We start from the raw sequence: 22738 nt of genomic DNA on the forward strand, positions 1-22738 counted from the left end.
TGAAGCTTCCAGCGCGCGTTCGCGAGGGAAAAAAGCGGTGTCGCGCGCCGCAGGCGCAAAGTAGACTCGCCACCTCTTCCGAGCTGAAGCGATGCTCACAGCGGAAATCCCCACAGCCAAGGACGCTTCATCGAGCGCCCTGCGATCCCTGCCGGAGGTCGTGGGCGCCGAGCACAGGGTCGAGATCCCGGGTCGAGGGCTGCGCCGGGTGGTGCGGCTCAACGCCGCGGCGACCACCCCGCCCCTGCGCGCCACGCTCGACGCGGTCACGCGGTTCCTCGGCCATTACGGCGCGCTCCACCGCGGCTCCGGTCCGCTCGCGCGGGCGGCGTGCGAGGACCTCGAGGCGGCCATCGCGTCGATCCGCAGCTTCCTGGGCTGCGGTCCGGAGCATCACCTCCTGTTCTGCGACAACACGAGCGGCGCGATCAGCCAGTTCGCGCGCATGCTCGCGCTGAAGCCCGACGACGCGGTCGTGATCTCCGAGGGCGAGCACACGTCGAACAACCTGCCCTGGCGCTTCACGACCCGCGCGCGCGTCGTCGATGTGCGCTCGTTCGACGACGGCTCGATCGACGAGCAGCACCTGGGAGAGGTGCTCGGCGACGAGCGCCTGCAGATCCGGGTCGTCGCCGTGTCGGGCGCCTCGAACCAGACCGGGTACATCCCCGATCTCCGGCGCCTCTCGGAGCTCGCCCGCTCGAGGGGCGCGCTGCTGTTCGTCGACGCCGCGCAGCTCGCGCCGCACCGGCCGATCGATATGGTCGCCTCGGGGATCGACGCGCTGGCGCTCTCGGCGCACAAGCTCTACGCGCCGTTCGGGGTCGGCCTCCTGGTGGTCCCCAAGCGGCTGCTCGATACAGCGCCGCTGGAGCCGGGCGGCGGCTCGATCGACATGCTCAGCGACGTCCGGGGGGACGCGACCGTGGTCTGGGCGCCGCCCACGCTCCGCCACCAGCCCGGCACCTGGAACGGCACCGGGATCGTGGCGCTCGGCGCGAGCTGCGAGGCGCTGGCGAAGTCCGGCTGGGACGTCGTGCTCGAGCACGAGCGGCAGATCGTGGAGCGGATGGCCGCTCGGCTGTCGGGGATCGAGGGGCTGCGGCTCCACGTGCCTGCGGCCGCGTACGGCGAGCATCGGATCGGGGCGTTCCCGTTCAGCATCGCCGGGATGCACCACGCCCTCCTCGCGGCCGTGCTCGACCACGAGCACGCGATCGAGGTGCGCGCGGGGACGATCTGCAACCACCGCCTCGTCCGCCGATGGTTCGGCGTGAGCGACGAGGAGCAGCAGGCCGTCGAGGCGCGGATCCGCGCCGGCGATCGGCTGGCGTCGTACGGGATCGTGCGCGCGAGCGTCGGCATCCACACCACCCTCGACGACGTCGACGCGCTCGGCGCCGCGCTCGAGGAGATCCTGGCCGGAGGGCCGCGCCTTACCTACGAGCCGATCCAGGCGGAAGAGGCGTATCGGCGGGCCGGATGACGACGCGAGGCGCTGATCGATCCGCGCTCGACCGCGCGCGGCGGCGACCGGTCACCCTGGACCAGATCGTCGAGCTGATCGACGGGGCCGACGGCGCGTGGTCCCCGGCGCTGGCGCGGCCGGCGGCGGCGGGCGTGGACCTCGCGTGGTGGCTGTCGAGCCATCTGGACGAGGTCGATCGGCGCCTCGATCGAGCGGGCGCCGTGCTGTTCCGCGGGTTCGCGATCCCGTCGGCGGACCAGTTCCGGCGCGTGGTCGAGGCGGGCTCGCGCGGGCCGCTCGTGCCGTACACGTACGCATCCACCGACCGGAGGCACCTCGGTCACCACGTCTACACCTCGACCGAATACCCGCGGACCTACGCGATCCCGCTCCACAACGAGCTGTCCTACGCCGCCGACTGGCCGATGAGGCTCTGGTTCTGGTGCGAGCAGCCGCCGGAGGCGGGCGGAGCCACGCCCCTCGCCGACGCGCGCCGCGTCCACGCGCGCTTGCCGAGAGAGCTCGTGGACCGGTTCGAGCGCCGGGGCGTCCAGTACGTCCGCCGCTACAGGCGCGATCTCGACCTCCCGTGGCAGCAGGTGTTCGCGACCGAAGACAGGGACGAGGTCGCGCGCTTCTGCGCGCGCGCCGGCATCGAGCACGCGTGGATGCCGGACGGCTCGCTGCGCACGTCCCAGGCGCGGCCCGCCGTCGCGAGCCACCCGCGCACCGGCGAGGCGGTGTGGTTCAACCAGGCGCACCTCTTCCACCCCTTCGCGCTGCCCAGCCAGGAGCGGCTCGCGCTCGCGTCGTGCGCGGATGAGGCGCCCAGGACCGCGACGCACGCCGGCGGAGCTCCGATCGACGTGTCCGATCTGGAGGCGATCGCGGACGCCTATGCGCGGGAGGCGGCCCGCATCCCCTGGCGAGCCGGCGACGTGCTGCTGCTCGACAACATGCTCGTCGCGCACGGGCGCGATCCGTTCGAGGGGCCGCGCCGGATCCTCGTCGCGATGACCGAGATGCGCCACGGCCGCGCCACGATCGAGGCGCCGGATGGGTGAGCCGGCGGTCGAGGGGTTCCGGCTGACGCCGCAGCAGCAGCGGCTCCTGGCGTCGGGGGTGGGCGGACTGAGGGCGACCTGCGTGGTCGCGCTGGAGGCCGAGCCGGACATCGCGGCGCTCGAGCGGCGCCTCCAGACGATCGTCGAGCGGCACGAGATCCTGCGCACGGCGTTCCGCGCGGCGCCGGGGCTCGCGTACCCGCTGCAGGTCGTCGGGCCGGCGGCCGGCGCGCTCGCCGACGGCACGGCGCCGGCGCTGCGGGCGCTGCCGGGAGCGCGCGTCGAGATCGAGGTGTCCGCGCTGCAAGCCGACGCCCCCTCGATGCTGGGGCTCGTCCGCGAGCTGTTCGGAGCGGAGGGGGAGCCGCCGCTTCAGTACCCCGACCTCGGCGAGTGGCAGTGGGAGATGCTCGAGGCCGAGAGCACCGCGCCGGCGCGCGAGCGCCACGCCGCGCGACGGCGCGCCCAGCCGCGCCCATCGGTCCTCCTGGGCGCGCCTCCGGAGCCGGACCCCGGGGGGGCGTGGGCGACCGAGGAGACCGAGGTTCACCTCGATCCGGGGGCGGCCTCGCAGGGCGCGGCGGTCCTCCTCGCCGCCTGGTGGGCGCTGCTCGCGCGCGTCACCGGGGCCGGCGGCGTGATGACGGCCGTGGTCGCCGGCGGCCGCTCCTTGCCGGAGGTGGCGTCCGCGCTCGGCCCGCTCGCGAAGCACGTGCCGGTGTCGGCGCAGGACGTCGCCGCGCTCGGCATGGAGGCGCTGATCGAGCGAGCGCGGGCCGAGCTGGACGCCGCTGCCGAGTGGCACTCCTATCACGATCCCGGCGCCCCTCCGGCGCCGACCTGCTTCGAGCTCTGGGACGCCGACGTCGCGCCCAGCGTCCGCGTCGAGCGCCTCGCCGTCCACGCCGATCGCTTCGATCTCAAGCTGTCCGTTCTTGTCGGCCGCACGCCGCGCGCGACGCTGTACGCCGATCGGAGGCGCGTCGGACGGGCGGCCGCCGAGCACCTCGCCCGCCTGTACGAAGATCTCCTCGCCGCGGGCCTGGCCGCGCCGCGCCGGCCGATCGGCGAGCTGCCCTTCCGGGCGCGTCCCTGGGCGCCGGCGCCCCCGCAGGCCGTGGCCGCGCCGCCGGACGCGGCGTCGATCGACCCGCGGATCTGGGCGTATTCTGTCGCGCACGGGGACGCGATCGCCGTCGCCTGCGGCGCCGAGCGGCTCTCGTACGGGGCCCTGGTCGCGCGCGCCGAGCGCCTCGCGCGCCGCCTCGTCGAGATCGGGCTGCCGCCCGAGGCGCGGATCGGGCTCTCGCTTTCGCGATCGCCTGCCTGGGTGACCGCGATGCTGGCCGTCCTCCGCGCGGGGGCCGCCTTCGTGCCGCTCGATCCCGCCCTGCCGGCGGCGCGCCTCGAGCGGATGCGGCAGATCGCGGGCGTCTCGCTCGTGATCGACGAGGCCTGGCTCGACGCCCACGCCGGCGCGGATCGCGACGTCGCGCTGCCGGCGCCGCGCCCCGACCGCCTCGCCTACGTGCTGTTCACGTCGGGCTCGACCGGCCAGCCGAAGGCCGTCGCGGTGGAGCACCGGCAGGTGAGCGCCTACGTGCGCGGGCTGGAGGCGCACGTGGGCCGCGGTCTCCGCTGGGCCTGGGTGTCGAGCGCAGCGGCCGATCTCGGCTACACGGCGGTCTTCGGCGCGCTCGCGCTCGGCGGCGCCCTGGAGATCGTCCCGCAGGAGGGCGCCCGCGCGCTCGCGGACCGGCTGCGCGCGTCGCCGGTGGACGCCATGAAGATCACGCCGTCGCACCTCGCGGCGCTGCTCGAGGACGGCGCCGGCGTGCTCCCGCGCTCGCACCTCGTCCTGGGGGGCGAGCGCCTGTCGCGCGACCTCGTCGCGCGGATCCGCGCGCTCGCGCCTGGCTGCGCCGTGTGGAACCACTACGGGCCGACCGAGACCACGATCGGCTGCACCATGGCGCGCGCGGACGCCTCGCGCCCGGGAGCGCACCTGCCGCTCGGTCGCCCGCTCGCGCACGCCACGGTCGAGGTGATCGACGCGAACGGGCGCTCGCTGCCGCCGCTCGTGGTGGGCGAGCTGTGCGTCGGCGGCGAGGGGGTGGCGCGTGGCTACCTCGGCGATCCGCGCGGGACATCGGAGCGCTTCCTCCCGGATCCCGGCTCGGCCCGTCCGGGAGCGCAGCGCTACCGCACCGGGGATCTGGGCTGGATGGACCTCGACGGGACCCTCGAGCTCGTCGGCCGCGCGGACCGGCAGCTCAAGGTGCGCGGGTTCCGCGTGGAGCTGGAGGAGATCGAGGCCGTGCTCGCGCGGGCGCCGGGGGTCGAGGGAGCCGCGGTGATCGCGCGCGACGTCCGGGAATCTGCTGCGCGCGACGATGTCCTCTCCGCGTTCGTGGTCCCCTCCGCGGCCGCCGTCGCGGCCCCGACCGACGCCGAGCTGCGCGCCCACCTCGCGCTCTTCTTGCCGGAATACATGCTGCCGGCGTCGATCTCGATCGTGCCGTCGTTCCCGCGCACGCCGAGCGGCAAGGTCGACCGCGAGGCCCTCGCCGGGCTCGTCGCCCGGGCCCAGGCGCCTCGTCGCCCGGGTCCGCGGCCCGCGGCCGGGCTCGAAGCGGAGCTGGCCGCGCTGTGGGAGGAGCTCCTCTCGACGAGCGACGTCGGCGCCGAGGACGACTTCTTCGAGCTGGGCGGTCATTCGCTCGCGGCCATGCGGCTCGTCGGCCAGCTCCACCGGCGCTACCGCGTCGACGTGCCGCTGATGACCGTCTTCGAGGCGCGCACCGTCCGCAGGCTGGCGCGCGCGATCGACGCCCTGCGAGGAAGCGCTGGATGAGCCGCCTGGAGACGGCCTCCGCTGCGCAGCGGCGGATCTGGCTCTCGCACATGTTGAACGAGGGCGACTCGTCGCACACGGTGAGCAACGCCCTTTGCTTCTCGGGGCCGCTCGACGTGGACCGGCTGCGCGCGGCGGTGCGCGCCGTGGTCCGCCGCCACGAGGCGCTGCGGACGACGTACCGGCTGGAGGGGGCCGGGCTCGTGCAGCGCATCGAGGACGACGCCGACGTGCTCCAGCCCGACGTGGATCTCCGCGCGATCCCGCGCGCCGAGCGCGCCGCTGCGGCCGCGGCGGTCGCGACGGCCGACGCGCGCCGCAGGTTCGACCTCGAGCGCGGCCCCGTCATGCGCGCGACGCTCGTCTCGGTCGGCCCGCTCGAGCACCGCTTGCTCCTGACCGTCCATCATATCGCGATCGATCGCTGGTCACGGCACGTCCTCGTGCGCGAGCTCGCCCACCTCTACGGCGCGCTCGCGGCGGACCGGCCGGCGCCGCTCCCCGAGCCTCTCCAGTACGCGACGTACGCGGCCCGCGAGCGCAGGGCCGCCGCGACGCCTGGCTACGCGGAGAGCCTCGAGCACTGGAAGCGCCGGCTCGCGCAGGCGAGCCCCGTGCGGCTGTCGCCGCGCCCGCGTGGCGCGGGCAGCCGCCCCGCGGGATACCGCTCGTTCGTGCTGGCCGCCGAGGCGCTGGCGCCGCTCCGCGCGCTCGCGCGCGAGGCGCGCGTGACGTTCTTCGTCGCGGTGCTCGCGGTGATCGACGTGCTCCTCTTCCGGCTGACCGCCGCGGAGGACATCGTCGTGGCGGTGCCCCACGCCAACCGCGGCAAGCCGGGGACGGAGACCCTCGTGGGCTGCGTGGTCGAGATGCAGCTCCTGCGCGTGGATCTCTCGGGGGATCCGAGCTTCCGGGAGGTCCTGCGCCGGGCGCGCGACGTCGTCCTGGACGCCCATCGCCACGGCGTCGTCCCCTTCGACGCGCTCCTCCAGGAGCTCGGGCTCGCGAACGACGCGGGGCGGCCGCCCCTGTGCAACGTCGTCCTCGCGTTCGCGAATGATCCCGATCCCGTCCCCGAGCTCGCCGGGCTGGCGGTCCGGGTGGAGGAGAGCCTCGCGGACACAGCCAAGTTCGATCTCACGCTGTCGTTCATCGACCGCGGCGACGCCATCGACGGCTGCATCGAATACGACGCTGGCCTGTTCACCGGGGCGCAGCTCGACGCGCTCGTCTCGCACCTCGGTGCGCTCGCCGCCGGCGCCGCCCTGCTGCCGGACCGCCCCGTTCTCGACCTGCCGCTGACGGTGACCGAAGAAGGAGCCTGACCCATGACGTTCTCGTTAGATCAACTGCTCCGGCAGAGCGCTGAGCGAACCCCCGACAGGCCGGCGCTCCGGTCGGCGGCCGGCGCGCGGACCTACAGGGAGCTCGACGAGGCCGCCTCGGCCGTCGCCGGCTTCCTCGTCGAGCGCGGCGTGCGCCGCCAGGATCGCGTCGGCGTCTACCTCAACCGGGGGTTCGACTCGATGGCGGCGATCTACGGGATCCTGCGGGCGGGCGCGGCGTACGCGCCGTTCGACTCGGCTGCGTCGGAGAGGCACCTCGCCGCCGTCGCCCGCGACGCGGACATCCGCGTGGTGCTCTCGGAGCCGGCGAAGGCGCCTCGGCTGCGGAAGCTGCTCGCGCTCGGGACGCCGATCGAGACGGTGGTCGGCGGCGACGACGGCGGCGGGCTCCCCGTCTCGGCCCCGAGCTGGTCCGAGGTGGCTGCGGCTCGCCCGCGCTCGGACATCGGGGTGATCGAGGGCGATCTGTCGGTGCTGTTCTACACCTCCGGGACCACCGGCACGCCGAAGGGCGTCGCGCACTCGCACCGCAGCATGCTCTCGAACGTCGCGTGGGCCCTCGACAGGTTTGGCGTCTGCGAGACGGATCGGGTCAGCAACGTGACCTCGCACCACTTCGATCTCTCGTGGTTCGAGCTGTTCGTCACGATCGCCGCCGGCGCGCTCCTGGTGCAGCTCGCCGAGGACACGGTGAAGTTCCCGGCGAGCCTCGCCGGCGCGCTGGAGCGCGAGCGCCTCACGGTCTGGTGCTCCGTCCCGTCGCTGCTGGTCGGGCTGGTCCAGCGGGGCGACCTCCAGGCGCGCTCGCTCGACACGCTGCGCTGGGTGCTGTTCGCCGGCGAGCGGTTCCCGGTCCCGCACCTGCGCCGGCTCATGGAGCTCGTGCCGTCGCCGCGCTACTGCAACATGTACGGTACGACCGAGACGCACATCGCGGCGCACTACGAGATCCCGCCGCTGCCGGCCGGACCGCCGGACGTGTTGCCGATCGGGCGAGCCTGCGCGCACGTCAACCTCGAGGTCGTCGATCCGGAGGGCGTCCCGGTCCCGCGCGGGCAGGAGGGGGAGCTGGTGGTGCGCGGGCCGAGCGTGATGGAGGGGTACTGGCAGCTCCCCGAGCGCTCGGAGCGGGCGCTGCGGCCGGTGGCGTTCACCCCGTTCGGGCCGCAGCGCTGCTACCACACAGGCGATCTCGTCGCCGAGCAGCCGGACGGCAACCTCGAGATCCTCGGCCGCGCCGATCGCCGCGTGAAGGTGCGCGGCCACCTGCTCGATCTCGACGAGGTCGAGCGCGCGCTCCTGGCCCACGAGACCGTGCAGGAGGCGGCCGCCTTCGTGCTCGGGGAAGAGGGCGCGGACGCGGACGTCGTCGCCGTCGTTGCGCCGAAGCCCGACGCCGCGATCGAACCGTCCGCGCTGCGCGCGCACGCCGCGTCGCGGCTGCCCGCGTTCGCGGTCCCCTCGACGTTCGCCGTCGAGCCGATGCTGCCGAAGACAGGGTCCGGCAAGCTCGATCGCCGAGCGGTGCAGGAAGGCCATCGCGCGCGGGTCGGCGTCGCCGCGGCGGCCACAGAGGCGCCGGCGGCCGCGCGGGAGGAGGGCGACGACGCCGATCCGATCCGCGCGTTCCTCCGCCGCGAGGCCGCCGCCGACGGGATCGAGCTGGACGACGACACCGACCTCCTCGTGGGGGGCGTGGTGGACTCGCTGTGCGCGCTCCGGATGGTCGCGTTCCTCGAGGGGCACCACGGCATCCACATCCCGAACGACAGGCTCGCGCAGGAGAACTTCCAGACCATCCGGGCGATCCGGGCGATGGTGGAGCGGCTTCGATGAGCGACGAGGCGCTCCTCGTCTTCGACCGAGCGCTGATCGAGGAGCGCGCCTGGTGGGTGCGGCGGCTCGCCGACGTCGACGCGCGCACGGAGCTCCGCCCGGACGCGGCCGGGCCGGCGAACCGGCGCCCGGCGCGCTTCAGGGAGCCGATCCCGGCGCCGCTCGCGGCCGGGATCGCCGACCTCACCGGGAGCGCGCCGCTCCTCGTCTACACCACGCTCCTCTGCGGCGTGGCCGCGTGCCTCGCGCGCACGCACGATCGGCGCACGGTCGTCGTCGGCGCGCCTGCGTGGACGACGGCGCCCGCCGGCGGCACCGACGCGGTCGCGATCCTCGTGGAGATCCCGGCCGAGGCGAGCTTTCGCGAGCTGCTCGTGGCGCAGCGCGAGCAGCTCCTCCTCGTCGCGCAGCGCCAGCGTTATCCGCTGAAGCGGCTGCTCGCCGACCTGGGCCTGACGACCCGGGGCGCATCCCCGCTGTTCGGCGTCATGGTCGCGTCGGCGTCCCTCCATCGCCCCGCGCCCTCCGCCGGCCAGGACATCACGATCACGCTCGACGTCTCCGGCGCGCCGGCCCTGGAGATCGAGCTCTTCCCCGAGCGACACGCGGTGTCCACGGTGAGGCGCTTCGCCGGCTACGTGCTCCACCTGCTCTCGGCGGCGCTGCTCGATCCCGACCGGCCCGTGGCCGACCTCCCGATGATCGGCCCGGAAGAAGAGCGGCGCCTCGTCGATGGCTGGGAGGCGCCTCCGCCGGCGGTCCGCAGCCGCGCCCACGCGCTCGCCGCCGGCGCGAACCTGACGCGCAACCAGCTCCTCGTGTGGACCGGGCAGAAGCTCCAGCCCGGCGTCCCGCTCTACAACATGGCCACGCTCTCGCTCGTCGAGGGCTCACTGGACCCGGCGGCGTTCGCGGCCGCGTGGCGCGAGGTCGTGGCCGGCACCGACGCCCTGCGCACCGTGGTGCGCGAAGAGGCGGGCGAGCCCCGCGCTGTCGTCGTCGACGGCTTCGCCGAGGTCGTCGAGCACCTCGACTGGACCGGCGATCCCGCGCCGGTCGATCGCCTCGACGCCTGGGCGCGCGCGCGGCAAGCGCGGCCGCTCGACCTCGCGCGCTGCCCGTTCGACTGCGCCGTCATCACGCTCGGCCCCTCGCGGTGGGCGCTCTACCTGTGCGCGCACCACCTGATCACCGACGGGGTCACGAGCGCGCTGCTCCATCAGCGCGCAGCCGAGCTGTACGAGCGAGCGCGCGCCGGCGATCCCTTGACGCACCCGCCCTGGCCTCCGTTCGCGCGCCTCGTCGCGGCCGATCATGCGTACCGCGAGGCGCCCGCCTCCAGCGACGCGGAGGCGTACTGGTCGCGCCTGCTGCGGCCGCTGCCCGAGCCGCTGCGGTGGTTCGGGCGGTCGCCGCGCCGGTGCGACGCGCGGACCGAGCGCGTCTCCCGCGGGCTCGGGCGACCTCTGACCGACCGGCTGAAGGCCGCCGCCGCGAAGCCGCCGCTCTTCCTGTTCAACGAGGAGCTGTCGCTGCTGATCAGCCTGTGCTGCGTGGTCGATGCCCTCGTCCATCACCTCGCGGGCGCCTCCGACGTGTCGGTCGGCGTCGTCTTCCACAACCGCGGTGGAGCGGCCGGGCGCGACGTCGCCGGCCTTGTCATGGAGGTCGCTCCGGTGCGCGTCGCTGTAGAGCCCGACAGCACGTTCGCGGAGCTCGGGCGCCGCGCCGGCGAGCGCATCCGGTCGCTGCTGCCGCACCTGCGTTACTCGGTCGGAAACCCGGGCGGCAAGGACCACTACGACGTGCTCCTGAACCTCCAGACCGGGAGCTTCGGCCCGTTCGGCGGCGCTCCGGCGCGGACGAGGCGCCTCTCGGCCGGTCACGGTCACGAGAGCCTCTCGATCGAGGCGCACGTCGAGGAGGGCGAGCTGTGGCTCGATCTCGACCTCCGCGCCGAGCAGTTCCGCGCCGAGGAGCGCGAGGCGGTCGCCGACCACCTGGTGCAGCTCGTCGAGGCGCTCGTCGAGGATCCGGAGCGCCGGCTCGACGCGGTGTCGATCCACGTCTCTGGCCACGTCTCTGGCCACGTCTCTGGCCACGTCTCTGGCCACGTCTCCGGCGACGTCTCCGGCGCGCCTCGGCTCCCGGTCGTCGAGCCGATCCCCGAGGGGCTGAGCGTGCTCGATCTCTTCGCGGTCCAGGTCGCGCGGCGACCCGACGCGGTGGCCGTGGACGGGGAGGACGGCCGGCTCACGTTCGCCGAGCTCGACCGCCGGGCGACGGCGATCGCGGAGCACCTGCGCGCTGCGGCGGTCGCGCCCGAGGCGACGGTCGCCGTGTCGATGCCGCGCGGTCCCGCGCTCGTCGCCGCGGTCCTCGGCGCGCTCCGCGCCGGCGCCGCCTGCGTGCCGATCGACACGGGCCTCCCGCTCGCGCGGCGCCGGCGGATGGCCGAGATCGCGGGCGTCGTCGTGACGCTCCACGAGAGCGACGTCGCGGCGCTCGGCGCCGCCTCTTCGAGCGCCCCGTTCGCGCCGCCGCACGGCGAGCAGGTCGCGTTCGTCTACTTCACGTCGGGGACGACGGGCCAGCCCAAGGCCGTCGAGCTGCGCCACGGCCCGCTCGCTCGCTACGCGCGCTTCGCCGCGCGCGCCTTCGCGCTGAGGGCCGGCGATCGTGTCCTTCAGTTCGCCTCGCCGTCCGCCGACACGTTTTGCGAGGAGGTGTTCGCGACGCTGGCCGCCGGCGCGACGCTGGCGCCGCGCCCCTTCGACGCCGTCGTCGCGCCGGAGGAGCTCCTGCGCGTCTGTCACGAGCGGCGCATCACCGTGCTCGACCTGCCCACCGCCTACTGGCACGAGCTCGCGTTCGGCTGCCCGGCGGACGCGGCGGAGCGGCTCGAGCACGTGCGCCTGATCGTGCTCGGGGGAGAGCGGCTCGCCGCCGATCGGCTGCGGGCGTGGCGCAAGGTCGCCGGGACCGCGCACCGCATCCTCAACACCTACGGCCCCACCGAGGCGACGATCGTGACCCTGACGCACCCGGTGGACCCCCGCGACGGCGTATCGAGCGAGGTGCCCATCGGCCGCCCGGTCCCCGGGACCCGCGCGTACATCCTCGATCATCGCCTGCGACCCGTGCCCATCGGCGTCCCCGGCGAGCTCTACCTCGGCGGAGACTGCCTCGCGCGCGGCTACAGGTCGGCCCCCGATCTGACCGCCGCGCGCTTCCTGCCCGATCCTTTCGCGACCGAGCCGGGGATGCGCATGTACCGGACCGGCGATCGTTGCGCGTGGCTCGCCGACGGCTCCGTCGAGTACCTCGGGCGCATCGACGATCAGGTCAAGGTGCGCGGCCACCGCGTCGAGCCGCGCGAGGTCGAGGCGGCGCTCGTGCGCGCTCCCGGCGTCCGGGACGCCGCGGTGGTGGCCAGCGGCTCCCCGGTCCGGCTCGTCGGCTATGTCGTCGGCGAGGAGGGGGCGCCTGCGGACTGGGCCACCGCCCTGCGGCGCGCCCTCGCCGAGGAGCTGCCGGAGTACCTCGTGCCGTCCGTGCTCGTCGCCGTCGACCGGATCCCGAGGACGCCCGGCGGCGAGCTCGAGCGGCGGAGGCTGCCCCCTGTCCCCGCCGACCGCGCCGCGGGCAGCGCGTTCGTCGCGCCGCGCGGCCCTGTCGAGGAGGCCGTCGCGTCGATCTGGCGCGACGTGCTCGAGGTGGAGCGCATCGGCGTCCACGACAACTTCTTCGATCTCGGCGGGCACTCGCTGCTCGCCGTCCGCGTGATGGCCCGCATGCTCGAGACCTTCGGCGTCGAGCTGCCCATGCGCGTCCTGTTCGAGCGCCCGTGCATCGCCGAGCTCGCCGAGGCGCTCGGCCCCGCGGCGCTCAAGTGACCCGCGTCAGCTTCTCGTCCCCCAGCAGCACGACCGTCTCGTCCGCGCGCCGCCGCGCGAACACGGCGTTGTGCCCCTTGCCTTCGGACACGACGACCATGTCCGGGCCGAGCGGCGTGAGCCGCCGCCGCCGCTCGCCCTGCACGAGATAGAGGTCCTCCCCGTCGACCTCGATGACGGCGGCGCTGCGCTCGCCCTTGAACGTGCCCGCGAAGCCCGGGAGGGCCGCCGGATCCGGCAGCATCGAGGGAGGCTCGGCGCCGAGCGCGACGTCGAGCGCGGCGTGGACGAGCTGCAGCATGGCCGACCAGTGAAAGTTGCTCATGACGACCGCTCCCACCCCCACGTCGGGGAGCAGCGTCATCCCACAGCGGAACCCGACGTCCCACCCTCCGTGCCCCAGCGCGCGGTGACCCCGGTGCTCGTACACGCGGAACACGTGGCCCTGCGAGATGCTCGCGTCCTGCTCCCACGGGACGACCGGCTTTCCCATGTCCTCGAGCGTCCCGGCCGCGAGGACCCTCACGCCGTCGAGCTCGCCGCGGCCGAGGAGCGTGCGGACCCAGCGCGCCATGTCGAGCGCGTTCGAGAACAGCGTGCCGCTGGCGGCGTGCGAGCGCGACCAGGGATAGACGGGCGCCGTCGCCACCTCGCCGGCGTCGCCGAGCACGTGCCCCGCGGCGCGGACGCGCGGATCGGCTGGAGGCGCGGACATGCGGGAGGCGCTCATCCCGAGCGGCGCGAGGAGGGTGCGCTCCACGCGACGCTCGAACACCTCGCCCGTGACCTGCGCCACGAGCGCGCCGAGCACCTCGAAGCCGTCGTTGCTGTACACGCGGCGCTCGCCGGGCGCGGCGAGGAGCTCCTTGTAGGGGAGCTCGCGCACGTAGCGCTCGAGCGCGCCGTCGTCGAGCTGGGGATCGTCCCAGAGCGCCAGCTGATCGCAGTCGGGGAGCCCGCTCGTGTGGGTCAAGAGGTGCCGCACCGTGATGTTCTGGGTGCGCGGATCGTCGAGCCGGAAGAAGGGGACGTGGCGGCTGACCGGATCGTCGAGCGAGATCAGGCCCTGTTCGGCGAGCTGCATGACCGCGACGCCCGTGAACGTCTTCGTGATCGACGACATGGGGAACAGGGTCTCGGGCGTGACGGGCGCGCCGGACGTCAGGTCGGCGACGCCGTACCCTTCCGCGAGGACGACGCTGCCGTCCCGCACGATGGCCACGGCGACGCCCGGGGTGCGCTGGCGGCGCATCGCCTCGACCACGAGCGGGCGGAGCCGCGCGTCCAGATCCGGGTTTGACGAGACGACGGTCGCGAGGGTCATGGCGCCGGACTTCGTATAGTGTCCAGCCGGCGCGTGTCAAAACGCGCTGCGGTTCGCCGTCGACGGCGCACCGCAGGACGGATTACCCTCCTACCGCACCAGCCGCTCGGACGGCCGCCGGGAAGATGAGCCCCTCGCGTCTCGATTCTTACTTCGATGAAAGCGCGGCGCGGTATCCCGATCGACCGGCCGTGCACGCGGCAGGGGCGTGGGTCACCTACGCCGCGCTGCGGGACCGAAAGCGGGAGATCGCGGGTCGCCTGCGCGCCCGTGGGCTCGGAGGCGCCGGCGTCACCGTCGGGCTCCTCGCGGAGAAGGGCGCGGAGGCGTATGCAGGGCTCCTCGGGATCATGGAGAGCGGGAACATCTATGTTCCGCTCAGCCCGAGGAGCCCGCGCGCGCGCCTCGCGACGATCGTCGAGGAGGCGCGCCTCACCGCCCTGATCGTCGATGGCGCCTCGGCCGGCGCGGCGGTGGATCTGCTCGCGACGAGCGCGCGGCCCCCGCTCCTGATCCCGGCCGAGCCCGGCGCGCCGGCGATCGCTGGCCCCGGCGGCGCGCTTCCGGGGCCGCCCGACGACGTCCCGCGCCGGCCCGGCGACCCCTACGCGTATCTGCTCTTCACCTCCGGGAGCACCGGCAGGCCGAAGGGGGTGGGCATCACGCACGCGAACGGCTGTGCGCTCATCGACGCGCTCGCCGCGGAGATCCACACCACCCCGGACGATCGCTTCACCCAGTTCGCGGAGCTCAGCTTCGACTTCTCGATTGGAGAGCTCTTCCTGTGCTGGCAGGCCGGCGGGTGCGTCTTCGCCCCCTCGTTCCACGAGACGCTGATGCCGCGATCGTTCGTCCAGCGGCACCGGATCACCGTGTGGAGCTCTGTCCCGACGCTCGCGAACAACCTCAAGGTCCTGAGCGCGCTCCGGCCGGGTGTCTTCGATTCTCTCCGCTGGTCGCTCTTCTGCGGCGAGGCGCTCCCCTCGCAGCTCGCCGAGGCGTGGCAGGCCGCCGCGCCCTCGTGTCGGATCGTCAATCTCTACGGGCCCACCGAGGTCACCGTGTTCGCGACGCTCTATTTCTACGACCCGAGCGCGCCCCCTGCGGCGGAGATCGTCCCGCTCGGCCGCCCGCTCGCGCCCGTCCGCACCTTCATCGAGCCGGGGAGCGGCGAGCTCCTCCTCGCGGGGGCGCAGGTCGCGCCCGGCTACTGGCGCGACTCCGCGGCGACGGCGCGCTCGTTCGTCACGCTGGCCGGCGATCCCGGGGGGCTCGTCTGGTATCGCACCGGCGATCGCGCCGGCACGGACGAGCGGTCGGACCTCGTCTTTCTGGGCCGGTGCGACGACCAGGTGAAGGTCCGTGGCCGCCGCGTGGAGCTGCGCGAGATCGAGGGCGTGCTGCGCCGGGTGACGGCGGTCGATCTCGTGGCCGTCGTCCCGATCCGCGCCGCGAGCGGCCTCTGCGAGGACGTTGTCGCGTATGTGAACCGCCTCGACGGCACGGACGACGAGGTGAGGGCGAAGTGCCGGAGCTATCTCCCCGAGTACATGGTCCCGCGGCGGATCTTCGTCCTCGCGGAGTTCCCGCTCAACGAGAGCGGGAAGATCGACCACCGCGCCCTCGCGGAGCGCGCCGCGGAGGAGATCAAGAGGTGATGGCCGGAGTCGACCCGAACAGCCCGGAGGCGGTGACGGCCTATCTCACGCAGCTCTGGCAGGACGTGCTGCGCGTGGGCGAGGTGCGCCCGGAGGACGACTTCTTCGCGCTCGGCGGCGACTCGATGCAGCTCGTCCGCATGCTTGTGACCGTCTCGTCCGAGCTCGGGCGCGAGCTCGACTCCGACCTCTTCTTCCAGCGTCCGAGCATCGCCACGCTCGTCCGGATCGTCACCGAGGGCTGACGAGGCGGGGCGCCGTCACGCGCCTCGCCCGTCCTTCGAGACCAGCAGCAGGGCTGCGTTCGCGGCGATCAGCCGGTCGTTGCTGATCATCAGCGGCGCCGCGAGCGCGTCGCGGACGTGGCGCGCGACGCTGTGATCGCCGTCGTTCATGTACCCCTCGATGCCGCAGATCTGGAGGCATTCCAGGCAGATCCGCGCCGTGAGCTCGGACGCTTCGATCTTGAGGTGGTTGATCCGGAGCGCCTGGCCGACGAAGGACGGCGCCCGCGCGCCTTCCTCGTCGGTCCTCGCCCGATCGAGCTCGCGGGCGGCCTCGCGGGCGAGGCTCCGCATCGCCTCCAGGTCCGCGCCGATGCGCGAAAGGCGCGTCGCGCCGGGCGGCGTGATGCCCGGCTTCGACCGGGCGTCGCGTGCGACCCGCGCTCGAGCGACGGCCCATGCGTCCTCGGCCAGCCCCAGCCAGCCGAACGACCAGAGGACGTGCGAGGTGGGTACCAGCGTCTCGGCCGCGATCGTGCGGAAGGGCTCGGCGAAGATCTGCTCGACCGGAGCCGCGGCCGTGAGGACGTACGGCGGGCTGCACGTCCCGCGCATTCCGAGCGCGTCCCAGCGGCCTGTGCGCTCGAGGGTGTAGTCCTGCTTCTGGAGCAGCACGAGCGCTTGCTGGCTCGGGCTGCTCTCCGGTGCGCTGCGCGCGGTCGTCAGGAGCGCGTCGGCGTGCTCGCCGTAGGAGACGACGGTGCATCGCTTTTTCAGCGTGAACCGATCGCCGTCCCGCTCGACCGGAGCGATGCTCGACCGGAGATCGCCGCCGGTGCCCATCTCGGAGGCGGCGGACGCGATCAGGAGCCGCTCGCGCGCGATCCTCCGGAGGTAGTCGTGGAAGAACGGACTTTGTCCGTGTCGCGCGAGGCACGCCACCTGGCTCGTGTGCATCGCGAAGATCGCCGCCGTCGAGGCGCAGGCGCGCCCCAGCAGCGCGCACGCTTCACCGAGCTCTGCCGTCGAGGCGCCCGACCCCCCGAGCTCGCGAGGGACGGCGGCCGCGAGGGCGCCGGCCTCCCCGAGCGCCGACATGGCCTCGTGCGGGAAACGGGCCTCGCGGTCGACGATGGCCGCCAGCGGGCGTGCGACCTCCGTCGCGATGCGACCGACCCTTGTGTGCCACGCGTCGCTCGAGCTCAAGCCACGTGACTCTAGAGCAACGCGTGGGGCCGTTTCCAGCGCCTTGATGCGGCGCCGGCCGAGGGGATGCGCTCCAGGATCGAGGTGGCCGCGCGGCGCCTTCGAGCCGTGGGGTTCGTTCGGATGCCTCGGGGAGCGGAGCCGGCGCGCACGGAGCGAGTCTGCCCACGCGGTGACCGCAATCTCGAAGGCCAACGCCTCTTCGTCTATGGCCGGGTGCGTATCCTGAGCGTACGCAAGAGCAGTGAGGGTGCCGGTGCTCCGCGCCCCTGCGCGCGCTGGAGCGCATTCCGATCATGAGCCACATATTACCAATATTCGTTTTGCTCTCTCCCTCCTGAGCATTGCTGCCGTCGCGCTTGACTTCCCACAGGGCGGTTGGGCATGCTCCCACCCAGCGGCGTCACCGACGCCGAACCCCGACGGATCCTCCCCCGCAGGATCCCTCGAGTGGGGCAAAGGGGAGATGACTCCTCCGGCGGGTCGGAAGAACATCATCCGCGAGCGACAGGCGAGGACCGGTGAATCGTATACAGCCGCCCGCGCTCACGTGATGCGAGCCCGAGCGAAGCGCCTCGGGCTTCCGCCCGACGCGCCGAGCCCCATAGGAGCCCTCGGTGCCTCATGGCCTCCGGGGCGCCCGATGGAGACGCATCGAGCAGTCTTCCAGCACACGCGGCGAGGCTCGCCTCGTCGAGAGAGGCATCTACCAGCGAGGTGAGCGATGTTGGACGAGGTCACGGCGGCGCTCGCGGCCGTCGAAGCAGAAGGTGAGTTCGCGACCGAGCTCGGATGCGGCTCGGACGATCTCCACATCGAGATCGAGGGGGTCGGTCCCATCCGTTTCCCGATCTCGATCGCCGCGGCGCGAAAGCTGTGCGCCGTCGCCCGTCCGGCGCCGTACGGGCGGCGCGACAAGACAGTGCACGACGTGCGCGTGCGCGACACGTGGGAAATCGACAGGCGTAGGATCTCGATCGACCCGCGATGGTGGCGGCGCACCCTCGAGCCCAAGCTCGCGATCCTCCGGCAGCGCCTCGGGTTGCCGGAGGAAGGCCAGATCGAGGCCGCTCTCGACAAGATGCTCGTGTACGGCCCCGGCCAGTTCTTCGCGCCACACCAGGACTCCGAGAGGGACGATGACATGGTAGGATCCCTCGTGGTGGAGCTGCCGTCCAAGCACGAAGGCGGAGCCATCGTCGTCCAGCACCATCGGGAGACGAAGGTCTTTCCGTCGGCCACGCGGGGGCCGAAGGACCTGTCGCTCATCGCCTTCTACGCGGATTGCCGCCACGAGGTGAAGCCCGTCGAGGCAGGCTACCGGATCACCCTCACGTATCATCTCCTCTACCGCGGGGCAGCGGGGGCTCGCGTGCCGCTCCACCTTCCCGCCGTCGAACGCCTCTGCGCGAGCGTCAAGGCGTACTTCTCGACGCCGGTCGCGATCCCGTACTCGAAGGCTCCCCCGCAGCGGCCGGACCGCTTGATCTACCTCCTGGACCACGAATACACGCAGAAGAGCCTGGGGTGGGACCACCTCAAGAACGCGGATCGGCTGCGCGCCGCTGCGCTGCGGCAAGTGGCCGAGCGCCTCGATTGCGAGGTGTACCTCGCCCTCGCCGACGTGCACGAGAGCTGGTCGTGCGAGGGGGACGATTGGGACGACGGGTACGGCCGGCGCGCCTTCGGACGCCGTGACGACGAGTCCGATGACGCTCGCGACGCGGAGGACCATGAGCTCATCGAGCTCATCATGACGGACGTCGAGCTCCGCCACTGGGTGGGACCGGACGGGCGGCTCGCGCCGGGCCTCTCGGCGCATCCGGCGAGCCACGAGATCTGCTTCACCAGGGGGTCGGTGGAGATGGATCCGTTCCGGTCCGAGCACGAAGGCTACATGGGCAATTACGGCAACACCGTGGACCGCTGGTACCATCGGGCCGCTCTCGTGATGTGGCCGCGAGATCGCGATTTCGTGATTCGAGCGAAGATTGACCCGTCCTGGGCCGTGGACGAGCTCGTCTCGCGCATCGACGCGGGCGCCACGGACGAAGCGCGCGACAGGGCGAACGAGCTCCTGCCCTTCTGGAGCCAATCTGCTCCAAAGGACCCCGACGAGAGGTTCTTCCTGAAGCTGCTCGAGGTGTCGGCGTCGCTCGGCGATGCCAATCTCGCGCTCGGGCTGCTTTCGCCCTTGGGGCCGCACTGGCTCCGCCCCCGCACGACGCCCGCCTTCGTCGCCCTCGTCCAGCGCTACGGCTTCGAATGGTCGCAACGGGTCTTTTCCGCATGGGCCGAGGACGCACGCTACGATGCGCCGCCGTGGCTCTCGGTCCTCCCCGGTCTCTGCGAGGCGCTCTGGGCCGGCGGAGAGCACGGCAAGGCGCTCGCCGCGTGGCTCCTGTCGCGCGAGGTGGCCTCGTTCAAACAAAGCTACACCGGGGCGCTCAGGCTGCCCGGGGCCCTCCGGGAAGAGGGCGTCGAACGTCACCTCGACGACCTGCTTGCGCTGCTGGAGACCGCCGCCGTGATCCAGGCGCCGTCCATTTGCGACGACCTCATCGCCTTCCTCACCGCGCTCGAGACGGCGCTGCCGGTCATGACGGCCGGCGCGCTGCTCCGGAAGTGCCGGGAAGGACGCACGCCGGCCGCCGTGAGGGGCCTCGGGCTGCAAACGCTGTATCGCCGTGTCGTGGGCTCGCTCGAACGAATCCTCGCGGCGAAGGCGCGCAGCTCGGATGACTGGTCGATCGAGCCTCCGTCCGGATGCACGTGCGAGCTATGCAAAGGGCTCTCGATGTTCCTGCGCGATCGAGGCCGGATCGAGCATGCGTGGCCTCTTGCGAAGGAGCGGCGGAGGCACATCCATGGCGTCATCGAGCTCCACCGCTTGCCCTTGACCCACACGACGATCCGCAGCGGGCGCCCCCAGACGCTCGTCCTGACGAAAGAGAAGGCCCTCTTCGAGCGCGACGCCGAGCTGCGAGCGCGACAAAAAGCGCTCCTGGCCTGGCTCAAGAAAGAACGGAGGGCGTTCTCGGATACCCACCCGAGCGCCGCCTCCTCGTAGTCCGAAATCCCCTGCTGAGGCGCGAGCGCGCGAGCCTCGTCCACCCCATCTCGTCCCGCCGCATCAGAAGCCGCCCTCCAGGCCGAAGTTCGGGATCGTGACCGGCCCGAACTCGGTCGGCTCGCACGACGAGAACGCATCGCACATCCCCGGCATGGTCTCCTTCGACAGCGTGGAGTTGAGCACGTCGAGGACGAGCGACAGCCAGCCTGACTTCCCGATCGGCCAGCGCTTCTCCAGGCGGACATCGAGGCGGAAGAACGGCGGCAGCCGCTCCCACCGCGGCGCTCCGCCGGCGAGGGGCCCGGATCCTCCAGGGACGCCGCCGATCGGCGGGAGCGTCGCGCCGCCAATCTTCTGGGGAAGCCCCGAGTAGAACACGATGCGCCCGCCAGCCCTGTATCCGCGGCCGAGGTCGTAGGTCAGCGCGACGTTCGCCACGTGGGCCCGATCGAACGAGCTCACCTGCCGATTTCGGCCGATGCTGCGGGTGGAGCGGGACAGCGTGTACGACGCGAATCCACCGACGCGCCGCGTGAGCCGCCGGTGGGCCGACAGCTCCACGCCGGTCGCGGCGCCGAGCGCGCGGAGCGTGAAGGCGTCCTCGACCGAATCAAGGCCCAGAGAGCCGAGCGCGTCGGTCATGTTGAAGAACGCGTTGTGGAACACCGAGACCGTCGCGGTGATGTCCTCCGGCAGCGCGAGCTCGAGGCCGGCGCTCGACTGGAAGCTCCGCTGGAGGCCGCCGTCGAGGCCCGGGCGGAAGCCGGGGATCGGGACGACGAAGCTCGGCAGCTGGGACGCGAGGCCGTGCGCCTGCACGAACGTCACGCCGCGCCCCAGGGAGAGCCGCGCCGACAACCGCGGATCGACGGCGAGCGCGACCGTATCGTCCGAGCGGTAGAGATCGAGCCGGAGCCCCGGAGTGATGCGCAGGCGCGAGGTGACCGCGATGTCGGATTCGATGTAGCCGCCCACCGTGAGGTCGACACGGCTCGAGAGGAAGTCGTCGACGGGGACATCGTCGTCCGGCGCGGCGTCGCCCGGAGGGCCGCCGGCGTCGGTCTCGAGATCGAGCTCGTTGTCGTCGACCACAGCGTCGATGCCGGCGCGGATCGTGGTCTCGTCGGGGAGCCGATGAGCGAGCGTGAGGCGCGCACCGAGGCTCCGCGTCAGCGCTTTCTGGTCTCCCCCGATCCCCGTCTCGTCGTGGCCGAGCGTCAGCGCGCCGCGCAGCGCGCTGCCCCGGCCATAGGCATGATCGTACCGGAGATCGATCCGGTGAAATGTCGTGTCGAAGAGGGTCGTCGTCTCGCCCTCTTCGTCGGTCGCCAGGAAGTCGTGCGCGCCGAACGCGAAGAGGCTCACCCGGCCTTCCGGGACGATCTCGTAGGACAGCCGGGCCTGGTAATCCCAGTAATCGAGCGCGACCTCGGGGGCGGCGAGCGAGAGGAGCAACGCCGTGTAGGAGTAGCGGCCGCCCACGAGCGCGACCCCGCGGCCGCCGGCGAAGGGGCCCTCGACGAGCCCGCCCACGTCGACGAGCCGGAGCATGCCCTCACCGCGCCAGTACGGGAGCGGCGGCGTCGTCTCGCCGGAGACGATCCCGCCCGCGTACCGCCCGTGACGCGCTGGGTAGCCGCCAGGATAGAGGTCGACGCGATCGACGATCCCGGGATGGACAACGGAAGGCCCGAGCCCGAGGTGATAGAGGTAGGGGACGCGGACGCCATCGAGGAAGTAGCCGACGTTGCCCGGCGGCGAGCCGCGGACGTAGAAGAACGGGAGCCCCGAGACGATGGGGGTCACCCCGGGGAGCATCTCGATGGCGCGGAAGGGGTCGCCGAACGCGCCGGGGACGATCCTGACCTCGCCGCGGCTCAGGCTGGAGACGCCGGGCGCCGGCAGCTCGCCGCGCACGGTGACCTCGAGCGACCGCGGCGCCTCCGGCGGCAGCCCGGGCGCCCTGGCCGCTGCCGGAGGCGCGGGCGCAGGTGCAGGCGCGGAGGCGTCGGGCGGCGCGGCTTCGGTGAAGCGAACCTCGACGCGGATCTTGGCTGCGACCGGCGCGCCGTCCCGGGTGGCCGGCGCAAAGCGGAACGACGTCGCGGCGGCCACGGCGGCCGATGCGAACGGCTCCGGCCCCTCCTCGGCGACCGCGGAGCGGACGGTCCCGTCCGCGTTGACCGTGAGAACGAGGCGAACTGTCGCGTCGCCGTGCGCCCCGTCCGGGTAGTCGGCGCCGAGCGCCGTGAGCGGCGTCGGCGGGACGAGCGCGGCGGGCGGCGTATCGCGAGACGGCTCGGCCGGCTGCGCGTCGCGGGACGGCTCGGCCGGCTGCGCGTCGCGGGACAAGGCGGCCGGCGGCGCATCGGGGGACGGCTCCGCCGGTGGCTTTGCATGGGGCAGCGGCGTCTCCGGCGCGGCGGCGGCGAGGCACGGCGCGAGCGTGCTCGCGAGCAGCGCTGCGGCTGTCGTGGATCTCCGGAGGAAGCGCCTCGCCACGCCGTGGAGAGGCGGCCGAGCGAGGACCGGAGCGGAGCGCTGCGCCGAGGAGCGTGGAGGCCAACGAATCGAAACCATGGAGGCTTTCACGTGAGGGGCTCTCGAGGCGATGTCCTGATGGGCTTTACAGGGACCCGGTCGCACCTGGACCGCTCTCGCCTGCACGCTGTCGGGGCAGGCCACCCTTCGTCCGAATCGTGCGCTGTCCGGCAGGGGGGTCGACCCGATTCTCCGTGAAGGCAAACAAAGAACCGTGAACCGGGGCTGTCCTGGAGCACGGCCAGCTT

Annotated in this window: 12 protein-coding genes; 9 read left to right on the top strand and 3 right to left on the bottom strand. The window is 73.0% G+C overall.

Annotated features, from left to right (window positions below; genetic code table 11):
- Positions 1–91: 91 nt before the first annotated feature.
- From WMF36_RS10845 to WMF36_RS10870, 6 genes are read left to right on the top strand one after another with little or no spacing between them, the layout of a single operon-like run.
- The gene (locus tag WMF36_RS10845; protein ID WP_437579530.1) at positions 92–1486 is read left to right on the top strand and encodes an aminotransferase class V-fold PLP-dependent enzyme; all 1395 of its coding nucleotides are present in this window, start codon (positions 92–94) and stop codon (positions 1484–1486) included.
- Positions 1483–2532: a TauD/TfdA family dioxygenase gene (locus WMF36_RS10850; protein WP_437579531.1), complete on the top strand. Its 1050-nt coding sequence runs from the start codon at positions 1483–1485 to the stop codon at positions 2530–2532. Before WMF36_RS10845 ends, WMF36_RS10850 begins: the two co-directional genes overlap by 4 nt.
- Positions 2525–5386 carry an amino acid adenylation domain-containing protein gene (locus WMF36_RS10855; protein ID WP_437579532.1) on the top strand — a complete coding sequence of 954 codons (2862 nt, stop codon included), beginning with the start codon at positions 2525–2527 and terminating at the stop codon, positions 5384–5386. The genes WMF36_RS10850 and WMF36_RS10855 overlap by 8 nt, the downstream gene beginning before the upstream one ends.
- Positions 5383–6711: a condensation domain-containing protein gene (locus tag WMF36_RS10860; protein WP_437579533.1), complete on the top strand. Its 1329-nt coding sequence runs from the start codon at positions 5383–5385 to the stop codon at positions 6709–6711. The genes WMF36_RS10855 and WMF36_RS10860 overlap by 4 nt, the downstream gene beginning before the upstream one ends.
- Before the next feature lie 3 nt (positions 6712–6714).
- Entirely contained in the window at positions 6715–8568 is a 1854-nt protein-coding gene (locus WMF36_RS10865; RefSeq protein WP_437579534.1) for a non-ribosomal peptide synthetase, read from the top strand.
- Positions 8565–12464, top strand: a complete 3900-nt coding sequence (locus WMF36_RS10870) for an amino acid adenylation domain-containing protein (protein ID WP_437579535.1) — start codon at positions 8565–8567, stop codon at positions 12462–12464. The genes WMF36_RS10865 and WMF36_RS10870 overlap by 4 nt, the downstream gene beginning before the upstream one ends.
- On the opposite strand, the gene WMF36_RS10875 is transcribed toward WMF36_RS10870, so the two are convergent.
- On the bottom strand, positions 12457–13788 hold the full coding sequence (locus WMF36_RS10875; RefSeq protein ID WP_437579536.1) for a serine hydrolase domain-containing protein: 1332 nt from the start codon (positions 13786–13788) through the stop codon (positions 12457–12459). The two genes, WMF36_RS10870 and WMF36_RS10875, sit on opposite strands and share 8 nt — an antisense overlap.
- 125 nt (positions 13789–13913) lie before the next feature.
- Between WMF36_RS10875 and WMF36_RS10880 the strand changes: the two genes are divergently transcribed.
- Positions 13914–15446, top strand: coding sequence for an amino acid adenylation domain-containing protein (locus WMF36_RS10880; RefSeq protein WP_437579537.1), 1533 nt, complete (start codon positions 13914–13916; stop codon positions 15444–15446).
- On the top strand, positions 15446–15691 hold the full coding sequence (locus WMF36_RS10885) for an acyl carrier protein (RefSeq protein WP_437581890.1): 246 nt from the start codon (positions 15446–15448) through the stop codon (positions 15689–15691). Before WMF36_RS10880 ends, WMF36_RS10885 begins: the two co-directional genes overlap by 1 nt.
- A gap of 15 nt (positions 15692–15706) precedes the next feature.
- Here WMF36_RS10885 and WMF36_RS10890 read toward each other — a convergent pair whose 3' ends face one another.
- On the bottom strand, positions 15707–16876 hold the full coding sequence (locus tag WMF36_RS10890) for an acyl-CoA dehydrogenase family protein (RefSeq protein ID WP_437579538.1): 1170 nt from the start codon (positions 16874–16876) through the stop codon (positions 15707–15709).
- Positions 16877–17600: 724 nt separating this feature from the next.
- Between WMF36_RS10890 and WMF36_RS10895 the strand changes: the two genes are divergently transcribed.
- The gene (locus WMF36_RS10895; protein WP_437579539.1) at positions 17601–19946 is read left to right on the top strand and encodes a 2OG-Fe(II) oxygenase; all 2346 of its coding nucleotides are present in this window, start codon (positions 17601–17603) and stop codon (positions 19944–19946) included.
- A gap of 63 nt (positions 19947–20009) precedes the next feature.
- On the opposite strand, the gene WMF36_RS10900 is transcribed toward WMF36_RS10895, so the two are convergent.
- Positions 20010–22451: a TonB-dependent receptor domain-containing protein gene (locus WMF36_RS10900; protein ID WP_437579540.1), complete on the bottom strand. Its 2442-nt coding sequence runs from the start codon at positions 22449–22451 to the stop codon at positions 20010–20012.
- Positions 22452–22738: the final 287 nt, after the last annotated feature.

This window comes from Sorangium sp. So ce887 (assembly GCF_051521455.1).
Classification (GTDB): Bacteria; Myxococcota_A; Polyangia; order Polyangiales; family Polyangiaceae; genus Sorangium.